The sequence below is a fragment of the Enterobacter sp. HNDS-6 genome (genome assembly GCF_039850505.1).
GTDB classification, from domain to species: domain Bacteria; phylum Pseudomonadota; class Gammaproteobacteria; order Enterobacterales; family Enterobacteriaceae; genus Enterobacter; species Enterobacter kobei.
The window spans coordinates 363666-382467 of sequence record NZ_CP156673.1; the positions used below are offsets into that span (position 1 = coordinate 363666).

The 18802-nt window shown below is 57.8% G+C and carries 11 protein-coding genes; 8 read left to right on the forward strand and 3 right to left on the reverse strand.

Annotation, left to right across the window (positions count from 1 at the left end):
• Window positions 1–642, reverse strand: coding sequence for a uridine kinase (udk, locus tag ABFI50_RS01685; RefSeq protein ID WP_008500855.1), 642 nt, complete (start codon window positions 640–642; stop codon window positions 1–3).
• A gap of 343 nt (window positions 643–985) precedes the next feature.
• On the opposite strand from udk, the gene ABFI50_RS01690 reads away from it, so the two are divergent.
• Window positions 986–4315, forward strand: coding sequence for a diguanylate cyclase (locus ABFI50_RS01690; RefSeq protein ID WP_014884514.1), 3330 nt, complete (start codon window positions 986–988; stop codon window positions 4313–4315).
• On the opposite strand, the gene alkA is transcribed toward ABFI50_RS01690, so the two are convergent.
• Entirely contained in the window at window positions 4280–5152 is an 873-nt protein-coding gene (alkA, locus tag ABFI50_RS01695; RefSeq protein WP_063433719.1) for a DNA-3-methyladenine glycosylase 2, read from the reverse strand. The genes ABFI50_RS01690 and alkA overlap by 36 nt on opposite strands.
• A 130-nt stretch (window positions 5153–5282) precedes the next feature.
• On the opposite strand from alkA, the gene yegD reads away from it, so the two are divergent.
• The 7 genes from yegD to baeR all read left to right on the forward strand — a co-directional run bounded on the left by yegD (window position 5283) and on the right by baeR (window position 17781).
• Entirely contained in the window at window positions 5283–6635 is a 1353-nt protein-coding gene (gene yegD, locus ABFI50_RS01700) for a molecular chaperone (protein ID WP_023330888.1), read from the forward strand.
• 208 nt (window positions 6636–6843) lie between these two features.
• On the forward strand, window positions 6844–8046 hold the full coding sequence (locus tag ABFI50_RS01705; RefSeq protein ID WP_014884517.1) for an MdtA/MuxA family multidrug efflux RND transporter periplasmic adaptor subunit: 1203 nt from the start codon (window positions 6844–6846) through the stop codon (window positions 8044–8046).
• Window positions 8046–11168 carry an MdtB/MuxB family multidrug efflux RND transporter permease subunit gene (locus tag ABFI50_RS01710; protein ID WP_014884518.1) on the forward strand — a complete coding sequence of 1041 codons (3123 nt, stop codon included), beginning with the start codon at window positions 8046–8048 and terminating at the stop codon, window positions 11166–11168. The genes ABFI50_RS01705 and ABFI50_RS01710 overlap by 1 nt, the downstream gene beginning before the upstream one ends.
• Window positions 11169–14246: a multidrug efflux RND transporter permease subunit MdtC gene (gene mdtC / locus ABFI50_RS01715; protein WP_117581226.1), complete on the forward strand. Its 3078-nt coding sequence runs from the start codon at window positions 11169–11171 to the stop codon at window positions 14244–14246.
• Window positions 14247–15662 carry an MFS transporter gene (locus ABFI50_RS01720; RefSeq protein WP_248217446.1) on the forward strand — a complete coding sequence of 472 codons (1416 nt, stop codon included), beginning with the start codon at window positions 14247–14249 and terminating at the stop codon, window positions 15660–15662. It abuts the gene before it with no gap.
• Window positions 15659–17062 (forward strand): two-component system sensor histidine kinase BaeS, encoded by a 1404-nt coding sequence (gene baeS / locus ABFI50_RS01725; protein WP_166479355.1) that lies wholly within the window; start codon window positions 15659–15661, stop codon window positions 17060–17062. Before ABFI50_RS01720 ends, baeS begins: the two co-directional genes overlap by 4 nt.
• Entirely contained in the window at window positions 17059–17781 is a 723-nt protein-coding gene (gene baeR, locus ABFI50_RS01730) for a two-component system response regulator BaeR (RefSeq protein WP_014884522.1), read from the forward strand. Before baeS ends, baeR begins: the two co-directional genes overlap by 4 nt.
• A 104-nt stretch (window positions 17782–17885) precedes the next feature.
• On the opposite strand, the gene ABFI50_RS01735 is transcribed toward baeR, so the two are convergent.
• Window positions 17886–18587: a hypothetical protein gene (locus ABFI50_RS01735; RefSeq protein ID WP_282374539.1), complete on the reverse strand. Its 702-nt coding sequence runs from the start codon at window positions 18585–18587 to the stop codon at window positions 17886–17888.
• Window positions 18588–18802: the final 215 nt, after the last annotated feature.

An 18802-nucleotide genomic window follows, 5' to 3' on the forward strand; every position in this document is an offset into this window, starting at 1 on the left:
TTATTCAAAAAACTGGCTGATTTTCGCTTTTAAGATATCAATGGCAATGCGGTTTTTGCCTCCGCGCGGCACGATGATATCGGCGTATTGTTTGGAGGGCTCAATAAACTGCAGGAACATCGGACGGACCGTTTTCTGGTATTGCGCCATGACGGAATCCATCGAACGGCCGCGCTCGTTAACGTCTCGCTTGATGCGGCGCATCAGGCAAATATCCAGCGGGGTATCGACGAAAATCGAGAAGTTCATCGATTCACGCAGGCGAGCATCGGTCAGGAGCAGGATACCTTCAAGGATAATCACCTTTTTCGGCTCGATGCGGATCGTCTCCTGGGTGCGGGTGTGTTCTACGTAACTGTAAACGGGCAGCTCAATCGCTTGGCCGCTTTTGAGGGCTTCTAAATGCTGGAACAGTAAACTGTGATCCATTGCATTCGGGTGGTCATAGTTGGTTTTTACGCGCTCTTCCATCGACAGATGGGATTGATCTTTGTAATAGCTGTCTTCGGGAATGACGCCGATGTGCTCATCACCTACTTGTTCACGCAGTTCGCGATAAAGCGTACTGGCAATTAGACTTTTACCTGAAGCCGATGCGCCGGCGATGCCTATAATGACGCACTGATGAGACTTATCAGTCATAAATTTAGCGACCTGATTAACCTGGATGTTAAGGAAGGACGACGCCGGAGCGTCAAACGCGGCAATTATAGGGATTTCGCGGGCGTGATACCAGTCGAAAGCGCAGGTAATGCGAGACAGCCTGTAAAGTTGTGAATTGTTCCCTGAGTGAAATTTTAATGCGCGTTTTTTCAGCGTTTCACAGCGATTTTTTAACCTGTAACTATTTAATAAGTCTATGATGTCAAATTATGAGCAGTCGCCATATGAATTGTAAATTGTTTGTACTAGCATAAACCAAATTATCAAATTCACTCGTACGGACTTCTCTCCTGACGGCACGGCGTCTCTGGATAAAGCGGTAATGAATAAACAATACCAGCGGGTTTTGGTTACCACCCCACATCCTTTATTACGACTTGTCTGTCTGGGCCTGGTCACCTTTATCTTTACCTTATTTTCGCTGGAGCTTACCCGCTTCGGCACCCTGCTGGCGCCGCTCTGGTTCCCCACCGCCATCATGATGGTGGCGTTTTACCGCCACGCGGGAAAAATGTGGCCGGGCATTGCCCTGGCCTGTTCGTTCGGCAATATTCTGGCCTCGTGGATGTTGTTCTCGTGGGGGGCGATTAACCTCACCTACACCGCCATAAATGTGATTGAGGCCGTCGTCGGTGCATTACTACTGCGCAAACTGCTCCCGTGGTATAACCCGCTGCAAAATTTAAGTGACTGGATCCGTCTGGCGATGGGCAGCGCGCTGGTGCCGCCGCTGGTAGGCGGTATTCTGGTGATTTTTCTGGTTCCCGGTCCTGAGCCACTGCGCGATTTCATTGTGTGGGTGTTATCTGAATCCATTGGCGCGCTGGCACTGGTGCCGCTGGGATTACTGTTTAAACCCCACTACCTGCTGCGCCACCGTGATCCGCGACTGCTGCTGGAAACGCTGCTCACAATGGCCGTGACGTTGGCCCTGAGTTGGGCAGCCATCACCTGGCTTCCATGGCCATTTACCTGCGTGATCGTCCTGCTTATGTGGAGCGCCGTGCGCTTACCGCGAATGGAAGCGTTCCTGGTGTTTCTGGTCACCGTGATGGTCGTGTCCCTGATGATTGCCCATAACCCTGAGGCGCTGACCACCCAACACGAAGGGCCGATGATCAACGCGCCCTGGCTGCCGTTCCTGATGCTGCTTCTCCCGGCGAACGTGATGACCATGGTGATGTATGCCTTCCGTGCCGAACGCAAACACATCACTGAAAGCGAAGCGCGTTTTCGTAATGCGATGGAGTATTCCGCCATCGGGATGGCGTTAGTCAGCATTGAGGGGCAGTGGCTACAGGCCAACAAAGCGCTGTGCAATTTCCTCGGTTACAGCCAGTCCGAACTACAGTCACTCACCTTCCAGCAGCTCACCTGGCCGGAAGATTTGCACACCGACCTCGAACAGCTGGAGCAGCTGGTCAACGGCGACATCAACACCTATACCCTTGAAAAGCGCTATTACACGCGCAACGGTGAAGTGGTCTGGGCGCTGCTTGCCGTCTCCGTTGTGCGCCATACCGACGGCTCGCCGCTCTATTTTATCGCCCAGATTGAAGACATTAACGACCTGAAGCAGACCGAGTGGGTCAACAAACGCCTGATGGAGCGCATTACGCTGGCCAACGAAGCGGGCGGCATCGGCATCTGGGAGTGGGATCTGGAGCCTGACATCATCAGCTGGGATAAGCGGATGTTCGAACTGTATGAAATCCCGCCGCACATCAAGCCCACCTGGCAGCTCTGGCACGACACGATGCTGCCGGAAGACCGCGCCCATGCAGAACAGGTGCTGCGGGATTCACTGATCTCACGTCTGCCGTTTAAGCTGGAATTCCGTATCCGCGTGAAGGAAGGCGTGCGCCATATTCGCTCCCTGGCAAACCGGGTGTTGAATAAAGAGGGTGAAGTCGAGCGTTTGCTTGGCATCAACATGGACATGACTGAGGTTAAGCAGCTTAACGAGGCGCTGTTCCAGGAAAAAGAGCGTCTGCATATCACGCTCGACTCCATCGGCGAAGCCGTGCTCTGTACCGATATCGACATGAACGTCACCTTTATGAACCCGGTCGCCGAGAAGATGAGCGGCTGGCTACAAACCGAGGCTATCGGCCAGCCGGTTCTCAAGGTATTACACATCACGTTTGGGGAGCGAGGGCCGCTGATGGAGAACATCCACAGCGGGGATATGTCACGCTCAGATATCGACCAGGACGTGGTGCTGAACTGCCGCACGGGTGGAGCGTTTGACATCCATTACAGCATTACGCCACTCAGCACGCTGGATGGACAAAGTATCGGCTCGGTTATCGTTATTCAGGATGTCACCGAGTCGCGCAAAATGCTGCGTCAGCTGAGTTACAGCGCGTCGCACGATGCCCTGACCCACCTGGCAAACCGGGTCAGCTTTGAAAACCACCTCAAACGACTCCTGCAAACGGTTCGTGAGACGCGGCAGCGTCATGCGCTGGTCTTTATCGATCTGGACCGCTTCAAAGCCGTCAATGATACCGCAGGCCATGCGGCGGGCGATGCCCTGCTGCGGGAACTCTCTTCCATGATGTTAACCATGCTGCGCTCCAGCGATGTGCTGGCGCGTCTGGGGGGTGATGAGTTTGGGCTGTTGCTGCCGGACTGCAATATTGAGAGCGCACGCTATATCACCGGTCGTCTGGTCCATAGCATCAACGACTATCACTTTATGTGGGAAGGCCGCCTGCATCGAATTGGCGCCAGCGCCGGGATCACGCTGATCGATGAACATAACCACCTGGCGTCAGAAGTGATGTCACAGGCAGATATTGCCTGTTATGCCTCGAAAAACAGCGGGCGCGGCATCGTGACGGTTTACGAACCGCAGCAGGAGCGGGATCACAGCACGCGCAGCATGATGTCGCTGGACGAACAATGGCACATGATCAAAGACAATCACCTGATGATGATAGCCCGTAGCGTCGCCTCCCCTCGCATACCGGAGAGCTGTAATTTCTGGCTGATTTCGCTGCGCCTGTGGACCAGCCAGGGCGAAGTCCTGGAGGAACACGCCTTCCGTTCTGGCCTGGCAGAGCCGGAACTGCTGCACGCCCTCGACAGACGCATCTTTAGCGACTTCTTCCGGACATCTGCCGCCAGGATCGCCAGTAAAGGCATGGGGATCGCATTGCCGCTTTCGGCAGCCGGTTTAGCCAGCGTGACGCTGGTCGACGAACTCCTCGATCTTCTTGATAAAAGCCCAATGCCGGGCCGTCTGCTGCATCTGGTGATCCCTGCCGGCGTGGTGTGTGATTCGGATGAGAATCTGCAGCGGGGTTTACAAAAGCTTCGCCAGGCGGGCTGCCGCGTGATCCTCAGCCAGATAGGCCGCGACATGGACATTTTCACCCACCTGAGTCCGAACATGGCCGATTACCTGATGCTGGATGCCGAAGTCGTGAGCAACGTCTATGGCAACCTGATGGATGAGATGATGGTGACCATCGTTCAGGGCCATGCCCAGCGTCTGGGGATGAGAACCATCGCTGGCCCCTGCAACCAGCCCATCATGATGGATACGCTTTCCGGCATTGGCATTGATTTTATCTATGGTGACACCATCGCCGAGCCGCAGCCGCTGGATCTACTGCTCAACACCAGTTATTTCGCCATCAACTGACGGCGCCCAGCCGTCGGTATACCAGATGTGCAGCAGCGCGTAGGAGCGCCACGGCTGCCAGCGCTCGGCATAGCGACGAATTTGCGCAGGCGTCATCCCGGCGAAACGTTGCTTAATCAGATAATCATCAGGAAGAAACACATCTTTCGCCTGCCAGCCGCGAAGGGCGAGGTAATTTGCCGTCCAGCGGCCAATACCCGGCCGTTGTTGTAACGCCTTCATGCCTGCCTCAACGTCCTCAGGCGGCGTGAGCGGAAATGTCCCGTCGACGACCGACTGTGCCAGATGAATCAGCGATTCCGCGCGTTTGACCGGCATCCCGAGCGCTTTGAGCGCCAGCGGGTCGGCAGCCGCCAGGGCTTGTGGGGAGGGAAAGCAGACATAGCCCGGCGCATCCTTGACCGGCTCGCCGCACAGGGCGACAACGCGTGAAGCCAGTTTCGCCGCCATCGCCACGCTGACCAGTTGACCCAGAATGGCCCGCACGCCCTGTTCGTAGGCATCCATCGCCCCGGGCAAACGCAGGCCTGGCCGCGCGGCGCCGAGATCGCCCAAAGTCCGGTGGACGTCCTGCGGATCGCAGGCAAGATCGAACAGACGCCCGATACGCTCAAGGCAAAGTCCGGCCACCAGCGTTAACCCCGGGCTCAGCGTGACCTGTAGCGTATGGGTTTGCGTGTCCGGCGTAACGCGGAAGATCCCCTGACGCCCTTCACAGGCAAAACTGCGCTCGTAATAGCTTTCCGTGACCGTCTCAACCCCCGCCACCGCACGGGCGCCAAGAAAGCCAAACATCCATTGCCAGTCGTAAGGGGGGTGCCAGGTCAGGGTATGCATTGTCGCTCCTTTTTTGTTCCCCTCAGGATAAACTGAAAAAGCGTGTTACGCCTTGCTTTCATATTCCTGTTGTCGCCGGACAGGCATTCCGCTAAAGTCTCGCCCCTTCTCACTGGCATGGGGATTTATTGTGTTTATCGGATTCGACTACGGTACGGCAAACTGCTCGGTTGCAATTATGCAAAACGGGCAACCACAGCTCCTGAAAATGGAAAAAGAGAGCACGCTGCTGCCGTCAATGCTCTGCGCGCCGACGCGTGAAGCGGTGAGCGAGTGGCTGTTCCGCCACCATCAGGTTCCGGCGACTGCGGCAGAAACCCAGGCGCTGCTGCGCCGGGCGGTCAGCTTTAACCGCGAGGAAGATATCGACGTTACGCCTTCCAGCGTGCAGTTCGGCCTCTCTTCACTCGGGCATTACATTGAAGACCCGGAAGAGGTCTACTTTGTTAAATCGCCAAAATCTTTCCTCGGGGCCAGCGGCCTCAAGCCGCAGCAGGTGGCGGTGTTTGAAGACCTGGTATGCGCCATGATGCTGCATATCCGTCATCAGGCGCAGACGCAGGTCCCCGAGACGATTACCCAGGCCGTGATTGGCCGCCCGATCAACTTCCAGGGGCTGGGCGGCGATGAGGCCAACCAGCAGGCGCAGGGGATCCTTGAGCGCGCGGCGCACCGGGCAGGCTTTCGCGACGTGGTGTTCCAGTATGAGCCAGTTGCGGCGGGACTGGACTTTGAGGCCACGTTGACGGAAGAAAAACGGGTGCTGGTCGTGGATATCGGCGGGGGTACAACGGACTGCTCGCTGCTGCTGATGGGGCCGCAGTGGCATCACCGCCGCGACCGTGAAAATAGCCTGCTGGGGCACAGCGGCTGCCGCGTGGGCGGTAACGATCTGGATATCGCCCTGGCATTCAAGAGCCTGATGCCGCTGCTCGGCATGGGCGGGCAAACGGAAAAAGGCATCGCCCTGCCGATCCTGCCGTGGTGGAACGCGATTGCCATCAACGACGTCCCGGCGCAGAGTGATTTTTACAGTACCGCCAACGGCCGCTTCCTGAATGACCTGATGCGTGATGCGCAGGACGCCGATAAAGTCGCCCTGCTGTATAAAGTGTGGCGTCAGCGCCTGAGCTACCGCGTGGTACGCACCGCCGAAGAGAGCAAAATTGCCCTTTCAAACCGCGCTGAACATGCGGTGTCCTTGCCATTTATCAGCGACGATCTGGCCACGGCGATTTCACAGGAGGGGCTGGAGACCGCGCTCGCGCAGCCGCTACAGCGCATACTGGAACAGGTGCAACTCGCGCTGGAGAACGGCAAAGAGAAGCCGGACGTCATCTACCTGACCGGCGGAAGCGCCCGTTCACCGCTGATCAAAAAAGCGCTGGCGGAACAGTTGCCGGGTATTCCGGTTGCCGGTGGCGATGACTTTGGCTCCGTTACCGCGGGGCTGGCGCGCTGGGCGCAGGTGATGTTTAGCTAATGCCGCGGTGCCGGGTGGCGGCTTCGCCTTACCCGGCCCACAAAACCCTCGAACCGTAGGCCGGGTAAGCGAAGCGCCACCCGGCGAAAAAAAAGCACCACACTCAGACAATTCCAGACAGTCTTCCATATTTCCTCCATTTTTCCGCTGTGTTGCCTGACTAAACTAGTATCATTCCCCGAAGTATTCAGGATGAGAACGTATAACGATGAAAGGCCGTAATAAATCCCGCTGGGCAATCGCCGCTGGCATCATTGTGGTGGCACTTGCCGCCGCCTGGTACTGGCACAGCCAATCCGCAAACTCTGGCGCCCCCGCCGGTGCCAACAGCGCATCACAGCGCCCGGCAGGTGGCGGCCGTCACGGTATGCGAGGCGGTGCGCTGGCGCCGGTTCAGGCAGCTACGGCGGTGAGTAAAGCCGTTCCGCGTTATCTGACGGGGCTCGGAACCATTACCGCCGCTAACACCGCCACGGTGCGTAGCCGCGTCGATGGTCAGCTCATTGCGATCCACTTCCAGGAAGGTCAGCAGGTTAAGGCCGGTGACTTACTGGCGGAGATCGACCCAAGCCAGTTTAAGGTGGCCCTCGCCCAGGCGCAGGGACAGCTCGCGAAAGACAAAGCCACCCTTGCCAACGCCCGGCGTGATTTAGCGCGCTATCAGCAGCTGGTAAAAACCAATCTGGTCTCCCGCCAGGAGCTGGACACACAGCAGTCGCTGGTCAGCGAAACGCAGGGCACCATCAAAGCCGACGAAGCCGCCGTGGCCAGCGCCCAGTTACAGCTCGACTGGAGCCGCATCACCGCACCGATTGACGGGCGGGTTGGTCTGAAGCAGGTCGATATCGGCAACCAAATCTCCAGCGGAGATACCACGGGCATCGTGGTGATCACCCAGACTCACCCGATTGATTTAGTCTTTACCCTGCCGGAAAGCGACATTGCGACGGTCATTCAGGCGCAAAAAGCCGGGAAAGGCCTGGTGGTGGAAGCCTGGGACCGCACCAATAAACAGAAGCTCAGCGAAGGTAGCCTGCTCAGCCTGGATAACCAGATCGACACCACGACCGGTACCATTAAGCTGAAGGCCCGCTTTAACAACCAGGACGATGCCCTCTTCCCGAACCAGTTCGTCAACGCGCGAATGCTGGTCGCGACCGAAGAGAACGCGGTGGTGATCCCCACCGCCGCGCTGCAGATGGGTAACGAAGGCAACTTTGTCTGGGTACTGAACAGTGAAAACAAAGTCAGTAAGCATCTGGTGAAAACCGGGATTCAGGACAGTCAGACGGTGGTAATCAGCGCCGGGCTTTCCGCTGGCGACCGCGTGGTCACCGACGGTATCGACCGTCTGACTGAAGGGGCGAAAGTGGAAGTGGTTGAACCTGCGAAACAGGGAGCGGCCTCCTGATGCAGGTTATGCCTCCCGTCGCTACAGGTGGGCCGTCACGCCTGTTTATCCTCCGTCCTGTCGCCACCACGCTGCTGATGGTGGCGATCCTGCTGGCGGGGATTATCGGCTACCGCTTCCTGCCCGTCTCGGCGCTGCCGGAAGTGGATTACCCCACCATTCAGGTGGTGACGCTTTATCCCGGCGCCAGCCCGGACGTGGTGACGTCCGCCATCACCGCCCCGCTGGAGCGCCAGTTTGGGCAGATGTCGGGCCTGAAGCAGATGTCCTCCCAAAGCTCCGGCGGGGCCTCTGTCGTGACGCTACAGTTCCAGCTGACGCTGTCACTGGATGTAGCCGAGCAGGAAGTTCAGGCCGCCATCAATGCGGCCACCAACCTGCTGCCGTCGGACCTGCCTAACCCGCCGGTCTACAGCAAAGTAAACCCGGCGGATCCGCCGATCATGACGCTTGCCGTCACCTCCTCCGCCATGCCAATGACGCAGGTGGAAGACATGGTCGAGACCCGCGTGGCGCAAAAGATTTCTCAGGTCTCCGGCGTCGGTCTCGTCACGCTGGCGGGCGGGCAGCGCCCGGCGGTGCGCGTTAAGCTTAATGCGCAGGCGATTGCCGCACTGGGGCTGACCAGTGAAACCATCCGCACCGCCATCAGCAGCGCCAACGTTAATTCGGCAAAAGGCTCGCTGGACGGCCCAACCCGCGCCGTCACGCTCTCTGCCAACGATCAGATGCAGTCCGCGGATGAATACCGTCAGCTGATTATTGCTTACCAGAACGGCGCCCCGGTGCGTCTGGGCGATGTGGCGACGGTGGAGCAAGGGGCGGAGAATAGCTGGCTTGGCGCATGGGCGAACAAGCAGCAGGCGATCGTAATGAACGTCCAGCGCCAGCCGGGCGCCAACATCATCGAAACCGCCGACAGCATTCGCACCATGCTGCCGCAGCTGATCGAAAGCCTGCCGAAGTCGGTCAGCGTGAAGGTGCTTTCCGACCGCACCACGAACATTCGCGCGTCGGTCACCGACACTCAGTTCGAACTGATGCTGGCGATTGCCCTGGTCGTGATGATTATCTACCTGTTCCTGCGCAACGTCCCGGCAACCATTATTCCCGCCGTCGCCGTGCCGCTCTCGCTGGTTGGCACGTTTGCGGTGATGGTGTTCCTCGATTTTTCAATCAACAACCTAACGCTAATGGCGCTCACCATCGCCACCGGCTTCGTGGTGGACGACGCCATCGTGGTTATCGAGAACATCTCGCGCTATATCGAGAAAGGCGAAAAACCGCTGGCGGCGGCGCTGAAAGGGGCGGGTGAGATCGGCTTTACCATTATCTCGCTGACCTTCTCGCTGATTGCCGTGCTGATCCCGCTGCTGTTTATGGGCGATATCGTCGGGCGACTGTTCCGCGAATTTGCCGTCACGCTGGCGGTGGCCATTTTGATCTCCGCCGTGGTGTCATTGACCCTGACGCCGATGATGTGCGCCCGGATGCTGAGCCACGCGTCCCTGCGCAAGCAAAACCGCTTCTCGCTCGCCTCCGAGCGGATGTTCGAACGGATCATTGCGGCGTATGGTCGCGTGCTGGCCAAAGTGCTGAACCATCCATGGGCCACGCTCGGCGTGGCGCTTGGCACGCTGGCGCTCAGCGTGATGCTGTGGATTTTTATCCCGAAAGGCTTCTTCCCGATTCAGGACAACGGCATTATTCAGGGAACCCTGCAGGCGCCGCAGTCGGTCTCCTTCGCCAATATGGCGCAGCGTCAGCAGCAGGTGTCTGAGATCGTCATGAAAGACCCGGCGGTAGAGAGCCTGACGTCCTACGTTGGCGTCGACGGCACCAACCCGTCGCTGAACAGCGCCCGTCTGCAGATCAACCTCAAACCGCTGGATGAGCGTGACGATCGCGTCAATGCCGTTATTGAACGGCTGCAAAGCGCCGTCGCTCGCGTCCCGGGCGTGGAGCTTTATCTGCAACCGATACAGGATTTGACCATTGATACCCAGGTCAGCCGCACGCAGTACCAGTTTACGCTGCAGGCCACCACGCTGGATGCCCTCAGCACCTGGGTGCCGCAGCTGGTCGATAAGCTAAAAACCCTGCCGCAACTTAACGATGTAAGCAGCGACTGGCAGGACAAAGGGCTGGCCGCGTATGTGAACGTCAACCGCGACACGGCAAGCCGTCTCGGCATTACCATGGCGGACGTGGATAACGCCCTGTATAACGCGTTTGGGCAGCGACTGATCTCCACCATCTACACCCAGGCGAATCAATACCGCGTGGTACTGGAGCACAACACGGAAAATACACCCGGTCTGGCCGGGCTGGATTCGGTGCGCCTGACCAGCAAAGACGGTGGGATTGTGCCGTTAAGCGCTATCGCCACGGTGGAAGAGCGCTATACCCCGCTGTCGATTAACCACCTGGATCAGTTCCCGTCCACCACGATTTCCTTCAACGTGTCGGACAATTATTCGCTCGGCGAAGCGGTGGAGGCGATCCAGGCGGCTGAAAAAGCGCTCAGCTTCCCGTCCGATATTCAGACCCAGTTCCAGGGCAGCACGCTAGCGTTCCAGGCCGCACTGGGCAACACCATCTGGCTGATTGTCGCCGCCGTCGTGGCAATGTACATCGTGCTCGGCGTGCTGTATGAAAGCTTTATCCACCCGATCACCATCCTCTCTACCCTGCCGACGGCAGGCGTGGGGGCGCTGCTGGCATTAATGCTAGCGGGAAGCGAGCTGGACGTGATTGCCATTATCGGCATCATCCTGTTAATTGGGATCGTGAAGAAAAACGCCATCATGATGATCGACTTTGCGCTGGCCGCCGAACGTGAGCAGGGCATGTCGCCGCGTGAGGCTATCTTCCAGGCTTGTCTGCTGCGTTTTCGTCCGATCCTGATGACCACGCTGGCGGCCCTGCTTGGCGCACTGCCGCTGATGCTCAGCACCGGTGTCGGCGCGGAGCTGCGCCGCCCGCTGGGAATAGGCATGGTCGGCGGTCTGCTGGTGAGCCAGGTATTGACCCTGTTCACCACACCGGTGATTTATCTGCTGTTTGACCGTCTGGCGCTGTGGACGAAAAGCCGCTTCCCGAAACGTGAAGAGGAGGCGTAAGTGAAGTTTTTCGCCCTCTTCATTTATCGCCCGGTGGCGACAATATTAATCTCGCTCGCCATCACCCTCTGCGGCGTGCTCGGTTTCCGACTACTGCCGGTGGCTCCCCTGCCGCAGGTGGATTTCCCGGTGATCATGGTCAGCGCCTCGCTGCCGGGCGCCTCACCGGAAACCATGGCGTCATCCGTCGCCACGCCGCTGGAGCGCTCTCTCGGGCGGATTGCCGGGGTCAACGAGATGACCTCCAGCAGTTCGCTCGGCAGTACGCGCATCATTCTGGAGTTCAGCTTCGACCGGGATATTAACGGCGCAGCGCGCGACGTGCAGGCCGCCATCAACGCCGCGCAAAGCCTGCTGCCGAGCGGCATGCCGAGCCGGCCGACCTACCGCAAGGCCAACCCGTCGGATGCGCCGATCATGATCCTGACGCTGACGTCGGATACCTACTCTCAGGGGCAGCTGTACGACTTTGCGTCCACCCAGCTGGCGCAGACGATCTCGCAGATTAACGGCGTCGGTGACGTGAGCGTCGGCGGGAGCTCCCTGCCCGCCGTGCGCGTGGGATTAAACCCGCAGGCGCTGTTCAATCAGGGCGTGTCGCTGGACGATGTGCGATCCGCCATCAGCAACGCCAACGTGCGCAAACCGCAAGGGGCGGTTGAGGACAGCAGCCACCGCTGGCAGATCCACACCAACGACGAGCTGAAAACTGCAGCTGAATATCAGCCGTTGATTATTCACTACAACAACGGCGCGGCGGTACGCTTAAGCGATGTCGCCAGCGTGACGGACTCCGTGCAGGACGTACGCAACGCCGGGATGACCAACGCCAAACCGGCTATCCTGCTGATGATTCGTAAGCTGCCGGAAGCGAACATTATTGAGACGGTGAACAGCATTCGCGCCCGCCTCCCGGAGCTGCAGGAGACTATCCCGGCCGCGATCGATCTGCAAATTGCCCAGGATCGTTCCCCGACCATTCGCGCCTCGCTTGAGGAGGTGGAGCAGACGCTGGTGATCTCCGTCGCACTGGTGATCCTGGTGGTATTCCTGTTCCTGCGCTCCGGTCGGGCGACGCTGATCCCGGCGGTGGCCGTGCCGGTGTCGCTTATTGGCACCTTTGCCGCCATGTACCTGTGCGGGTTTAGCCTCAATAACCTGTCGCTGATGGCCCTGACCATTGCGACGGGTTTTGTGGTGGATGACGCTATCGTGGTGCTGGAGAACATTTCCCGCCATCTGGAAGCGGGCGTGAAGCCACTTCAGGCCGCGCTGCAGGGGACGCGCGAGGTGGGCTTTACGGTGCTCTCCATGAGCCTGTCCCTGGTGGCGGTGTTCCTGCCGCTGCTGCTGATGGGCGGCCTGCCGGGTCGGCTGTTGCGGGAGTTTGCCGTCACGCTTTCGGTCGCCATCGGCATCTCGCTGCTGATTTCGCTGACGCTCACGCCGATGATGTGCGGGTGGATGCTCAAGCGCAGCAAGCCGCACTCCCAGCCGCGTCGCAAAGGCTTTGGCCGTTTCCTGATGGCGATGCAGGAAGGCTATGGCAAATCGCTGAAGTGGGTGCTCAACCATACCCGGCTTGTCGGCCTGGTGCTCATCGGCACCATTGTGCTCAACGTCTGGATGTATATCACCATCCCGAAAACCTTCTTCCCGGAGCAAGATACCGGCGTGCTGATGGGCGGCATTCAGGCGGACCAGAGCATTTCGTTCCAGGCGATGCGCGGCAAGCTGCAGGACTTTATGAAGATCATTCGTGAAGACAACGCCGTGGATAACGTCACCGGCTTTACCGGCGGATCGCGCGTCAACAGCGGGATGATGTTTATCACCCTCAAACCGCGCAGCGAGCGCAATGAAACCGCCCAGCAGGTGATCGATCGCCTGCGGGTCAAGCTCGCCAAAGAGCCGGGGGCCAACCTGTTTTTGATGGCCGTTCAGGATATCCGCGTCGGCGGGCGTCAGGCTAACGCCAGCTATCAGTACACGCTGCTCTCGGATGATTTGGCCGCCCTGCGCGAGTGGGAACCGAAGATCCGCAAGGCGCTGGCCGCCCTGCCGGATCTGGCGGACGTGAACTCCGACCAGCAGGACAACGGCGCAGAGATGGCCCTGACCTACGACCGCGAAACCATGTCGCGGCTGGGCATCAACGTTGAGGCCGCCAACAGCCTGCTGAACAACGCCTTCGGCCAGCGTGAGATCTCGACCATCTACCAGCCAATGAACCAGTACAAGGTGGTGATGGAGGTGGACCCGCGCTACACCCAGGACATCAGCGCCCTGGACAAAATGTTTGTGATTAACAACGACGGCAAGGCGATACCGCTCTCCTACTTTGCCAGCTGGCAGCCAGCCAACGCGCCGCTGTCGGTGAACCACCAGGGGCTGTCAGCGGCGTCGACCATCTCCTTTAACCTGCCCGCCGGATCGTCGCTTTCTGAGGCCAGCGATGCGATCAATCGCGCCATGACGCAGCTCGGCGTGCCGTCCACCGTGCGCGGCAGTTTTGCCGGCACCGCGCAGGTGTTCCAGGAGACGATGAACTCGCAGGTGATTTTGATTCTGGCCGCCATCGCCACGGTCTACATTGTGCTGGGTATCCTGTATGAGAGCTACGTTCACCCGCTGACTATTCTCTCGACGCTACCCTCCGCAGGCGTGGGGGCACTGCTGGCGCTTGAGCTGTTTGGTGCGCCATTCAGCCTTATCGCGCTCATCGGGATCATGCTATTGATCGGTATCGTGAAGAAAAACGCGATTATGATGGTCGACTTCGCGCTGGACGCCCAGCGTAATGGCAATCTCTCCCCGGAAGAGGCGATCTTCCAGGCGTGCCTGCTGCGTTTTCGTCCGATCATGATGACCACCCTGGCGGCACTGTTTGGTGCGTTGCCGCTGGTTGTCTCGGGCGGCGACGGGTCTGAACTGCGCCAGCCGCTGGGGATCACCATTGTCGGCGGCCTGGTGATGAGCCAGCTGCTGACGCTGTACACCACGCCGGTGGTCTATCTGTTCTTCGACCGCCTGCGGCTGCGTTTTTCGCGTAAAAACAGATCCACGGTGACCGAGTAAATGACCGACCTCCCCGCTAACGTTCGCTGGCAGTTATGGATAGTCGCCTTCGGCTTCTTTATGCAGTCGCTGGACACGACCATCGTCAATACTGCCCTCCCCTCCATGGCGAAAAGCCTGGGGGAGAGCCCGCTGCATATGCATATGGTGATTGTCGCCTACGTGCTGACGGTTGCCGTCATGCTGCCTGCCAGCGGCTGGCTGGCGGACAAAGTGGGCGTGCGAAATATCTTCTTTACCGCCATCGTGCTGTTCACCACCGGCTCGCTGTTTTGCGCTCAGGCCAGCACCCTCGACCAGCTGGTCATGGCGCGCGTGCTGCAGGGCGTTGGCGGGGCGATGATGGTGCCCGTCGGGCGGTTAACGGTGATGAAGATTGTCCCGCGCGAGCAGTACATGGCGGCGATGACCTTTGTCACCCTGCCCGGCCAGGTGGGGCCGCTGCTGGGCCCGGCGCTGGGCGGGATGCTGGTGGAGTACGCCTCGTGGCACTGGATTTTCTTAATCAACCTGCCGGTGGGCATCATCGGCGCGATTGCCACCCTGGCGCTGATGCCGAACTACACAATGCAGACGCGTCGCTTCGATTTCTTCGGTTTCATTCTGCTGGCAGCGGGCATGGCCACGCTCACTCTGGCGCTCGACGGACAAAAGGGGCTGGGGATCTCTTCCCTCATGCTCGGTGTTCTGGTCGCCCTCGGCATCTCCGCGATTCTGTGGTACCTGTGGCATGCCAGAGGAAACGATCGGGCCTTGTTCAGCCTGAATTTGTTTAAAAACCCGACCTACCGTCTGGGACTGCTGGGAAGTTTTGCCGGACGTATTGGCAGCGGCATGTTGCCGTTCATGACCCCCGTTTTTCTGCAAATCGGGATGGGATTTTCACCGTTTCACGCGGGCCTGATGATGATCCCGATGGTGCTCGGCAGCATGGGCATGAAGCGCATCGTAGTGCAGGTGGTGAACCGTTTTGGCTATCGTCACGTGCTGGTGGCCGCCACGCTGGGGCTGGCGCTGGTGAGCCTGCTGTTCATGGCCGTGGCGTTAATGGGCTGGTTCTACGTTCTGCCGCTGGTCCTGTTCTGCCAGGGAATCATCAACTCCATGCGTTTCTCGTCGATGAATACCCTGACGCTGAAAGATCTGCCGGACGAACTGGCGAGCAGCGGCAACAGCCTGCTGTCGATGATCATGCAGCTCTCCATGAGCGTGGGGGTGACGATCGCCGGACTGCTGCTCGGCATGTACGGCCAGCACCATCTCAGCGTCGATACGCCGGTGGCGCATCAGATCTTTTTATATACGTATCTCAGCATGGCGGTCATCATCGCCCTGCCCGCATTCATCTTCGCCAGAGTGCCGGATGATACCAGCAAGAACGTCGTGATTAGGCGCGGCAAAAGGAGTGGCTCATGAAATTCTGGCGACCGGGGATCACCGGCAAGCTCTTTGTGGCGATCTTCGCCACCTGTATCGTCCTGCTGATCACCATGCACTGGGCCGTGCGGGTCAGCTTTGAGCGGGGTTTTATTGATTACATTAAGCACGGCAACGAGCAGCGTCTGCAGGGCTTAAGCGATGCGCTGGGCGAGCAGTACGCCCAGCACGGCAACTGGCGTTTTCTGCGCAACAATGACCGCTTTATTTTCCAGATCCTGCGCTCGCTGGAGCACGATACCGGGGACGATCGTCCCGGCCCGGGCATGCCGCCGCACGGCTGGCGCACCCAGTTTTGGGTCATTGACCAGGAGATGCGCACGCTGGTTGGCCCGCGCGCGCCGATTCCGCCGGACGGTACCCGGCGGGCGATTAAGGTCAATAACGCCACCGTCGGCTGGGTTATCGCCTCCCCGGTGGAGCGCCTGACGCGCAATACCGACATCAACTTTGACCGCCAGCAGCGCCGGACCAGTTGGCTGATTGTCGCCCTCTCCACCCTGCTCGCCGCGCTCGCCACCTTCCCGCTGGCGCGCGGTCTGCTCGCCCCGGTAAAGCGGCTGGTGGAAGGGACGCACAAGCTGGCCGCCGGGGATTTCACCACCCGCGTCGATACCCGTAGCCAGGACGAACTCGGCCGGCTGGCGCAGGACTTTAACCAGCTCGCCAGCACGCTGGAGAAAAACCAGCAGATGCGACGCGACTTTATGGCCGATATTTCTCACGAACTGCGCACGCCGCTGGCGGTCCTGCGCGGCGAGCTGGAAGCCATTCAGGACGGCGTGCGTCAGTTTACGCCTGAATCGGTGGCCTCTCTGCAGGCGGAAGTGGGCACACTCACCAAGCTGGTGGATGACCTCCACCAGCTCTCTATGTCCGACGAAGGGGCTCTGGCTTACCAGAAGGCGCCGGTTGATGTTATTAACGTGCTTGAAGTTGCCAGCGGCGCCTTCCGGGAACGGTTTGCCAGCCGCAACCTGAAGATCGATCTCTCCCTGCCGGACAGCGCGGTGGTGTTTGGCGACAAAGATCGTCTGATGCAGCTCTTCAATAATCTGCTGGAAAACAGCCTGCGCTATACCGACAGCGGCGGCGGGCTGCATATCTCCGGCAGACAAGAAAACGGGCGCTTCGCCCTCACCTTCGCCGATTCCGCCCCAGGGGTGCAGGATGCGCAGCTGAACAAGCTGTTCGAACGTTTTTACCGGACCGAAGGCTCCCGCAACCGCGCCAGCGGCGGATCCGGCCTGGGGCTGGCGATTTGCGTTAACATCGTCGAGGCGCATAATGGGACGATCCGCGCCGCCCATTCGCCTTTTGGCGGGGTTAGCATTACAGTAGAGTTACCTCTGGAACGGGATTTATCGAGAGAAGCATGACCGAGTTACCGATTGACGAAAACACGCCACGTATTTTGATTGTCGAAGACGAACCCAAGCTGGGGCAACTGCTGATCGACTATTTACGCGCGGCCAGCTATGCCCCGTCACTGATAAGCCACGGCGACCAGGTATTGGCGTACGTGCGCCAGACGCCGCCGGACCTGATCCTGCTGGACCTGATGCTACCGGGTACCGATGGCCTGACCCTGTGCCGGGAAATTCGTCGCTTCTCCGACGTGCCGATCGTCATGGTCACCGCCAAAATTGAAGAGATTGACCGCCTGCTGGGCCTCGAAATCGGCGCGGACGATTACATCTGTAAACCCTACAGCCCGCGTGAAGTGGTCGCCCGGGTGAAAACCATTCTGCGCCGCTGCAAACCGCAGCGCGAACTGCAGGTGCTGGATGCACAAAGCCCGCTGATTGTCGACGAAAGCCGTTTCCAGGCAAGCTGGCGCAGTAAGCTGCTGGACCTGACGCCTGCCGAATTCCGCCTGCTGAAAACCCTCTCCCACGAGCCGGGAAAAGTGTTCTCCCGCGAACAGCTGCTGAACCACCTGTATGACGATTACCGCGTCGTGACTGACCGCACCATCGACAGCCACATCAAAAACCTGCGCCGCAAGCTGGAGGCGCTGGACGCCGAGCAGTCGTTTATCCGCGCGGTGTACGGCGTGGGGTACCGCTGGGAAGCGGATGCGTGCAGGATTGCGTGACTATAACTTTCAAGCTTTTTCTCATTAAAGCCTCTTTAGTCATAGAGGCTTTTAATAATTACCCCCCCTTAGAAAACTTCAAAAAAAACACTTAAACATATATCTTACACATCGCATTTATAAAAAGTAATTACAATTATTTTTTTAATAAACACTCTCGCTTCCGAACCATCATAATCTTCATGTTCAGCATCCTTAAAGCTCTCCACTCCATCATCAACTTTAACGCAAATTTTTTTATTATGCGCAGAAAGTAATTTATTGCAAAGCGAACGATAATCACGAATATCTTTTTCATCTGGAAAAAACACTAAAGATGCATATGATAAATGCTTACTTTCATCATTTAAAGAATATATCATAAAATCTATGAGGCGTATAATATCCTTATCTATCTCCTTCTTATTGTTACCATTCTTTTTAACTTCGATAATTGAATATACACTACCTTTTGAATTCTCACCCAGAAATTCGCCACCCAACCCTTTATCATAAAAAGCAATATCTACATTTCCATTTCTCCTGGAAAACAACTTTGCAAGACTAGAGCGCAATTTTAATAAGCTTGCTCTATTTGCAAAGTCCCTCATCAAATTAAATCTAAAGTTAAATTTAGCCAAATCTATTACCTGCTCTTCAAAATATAGGCTTTTCTTTAGATACTTATTCATGTTACTGCCCAAGAGAACAGTTACAAGGTACTCTGGCCGTATTTCAAAATCACATTCATTATTAATAGAAAATATCTCATTTAAAGTTTCTTTTGCTGCCTTCATTAGAAATTTACAATAATCTGTACTATGCATTTATCATCATCCTATAATGTAATCATGAACTATTATCGGAGCATTATTTAAAAGATTTAGTTTTTTATAAACTTAAATCCTAACAAGGTCTTCTACTAAGTTACTTGGTTAAAACGCTTCCAAAAGGTTTACCTCCCTGCCCCGCAGCGCTACAATGCCCGCCCTTAAAGTGGGGGATCTCCCCTTACCGCTGCACCTGGTGCATGCGGATCTGA

Coding starts and splice junctions, on each gene's coding strand:
- baeS (WP_166479355.1), top strand. CDS start 15,659: ATGAAATTCTGGCGACCGGGGATCACCGGCAAGCTCTTTGTGGCGATC.
- ABFI50_RS01710 (WP_014884518.1), top strand. CDS start 8,046: ATGCAGGTTATGCCTCCCGTCGCTACAGGTGGGCCGTCACGCCTGTTT.
- ABFI50_RS01690 (WP_014884514.1), top strand. CDS start 986: ATGAATAAACAATACCAGCGGGTTTTGGTTACCACCCCACATCCTTTA.
- baeR (WP_014884522.1), top strand. CDS start 17,059: ATGACCGAGTTACCGATTGACGAAAACACGCCACGTATTTTGATTGTC.
- udk (WP_008500855.1), bottom strand. CDS start 642: ATGACTGATAAGTCTCATCAGTGCGTCATTATAGGCATCGCCGGCGCA.
- ABFI50_RS01705 (WP_014884517.1), top strand. CDS start 6,844: ATGAAAGGCCGTAATAAATCCCGCTGGGCAATCGCCGCTGGCATCATT.
- ABFI50_RS01735 (WP_282374539.1), bottom strand. CDS start 18,587: ATGCATAGTACAGATTATTGTAAATTTCTAATGAAGGCAGCAAAAGAA.
- alkA (WP_063433719.1), bottom strand. CDS start 5,152: ATGCATACCCTGACCTGGCACCCCCCTTACGACTGGCAATGGATGTTT.
- ABFI50_RS01720 (WP_248217446.1), top strand. CDS start 14,247: ATGACCGACCTCCCCGCTAACGTTCGCTGGCAGTTATGGATAGTCGCC.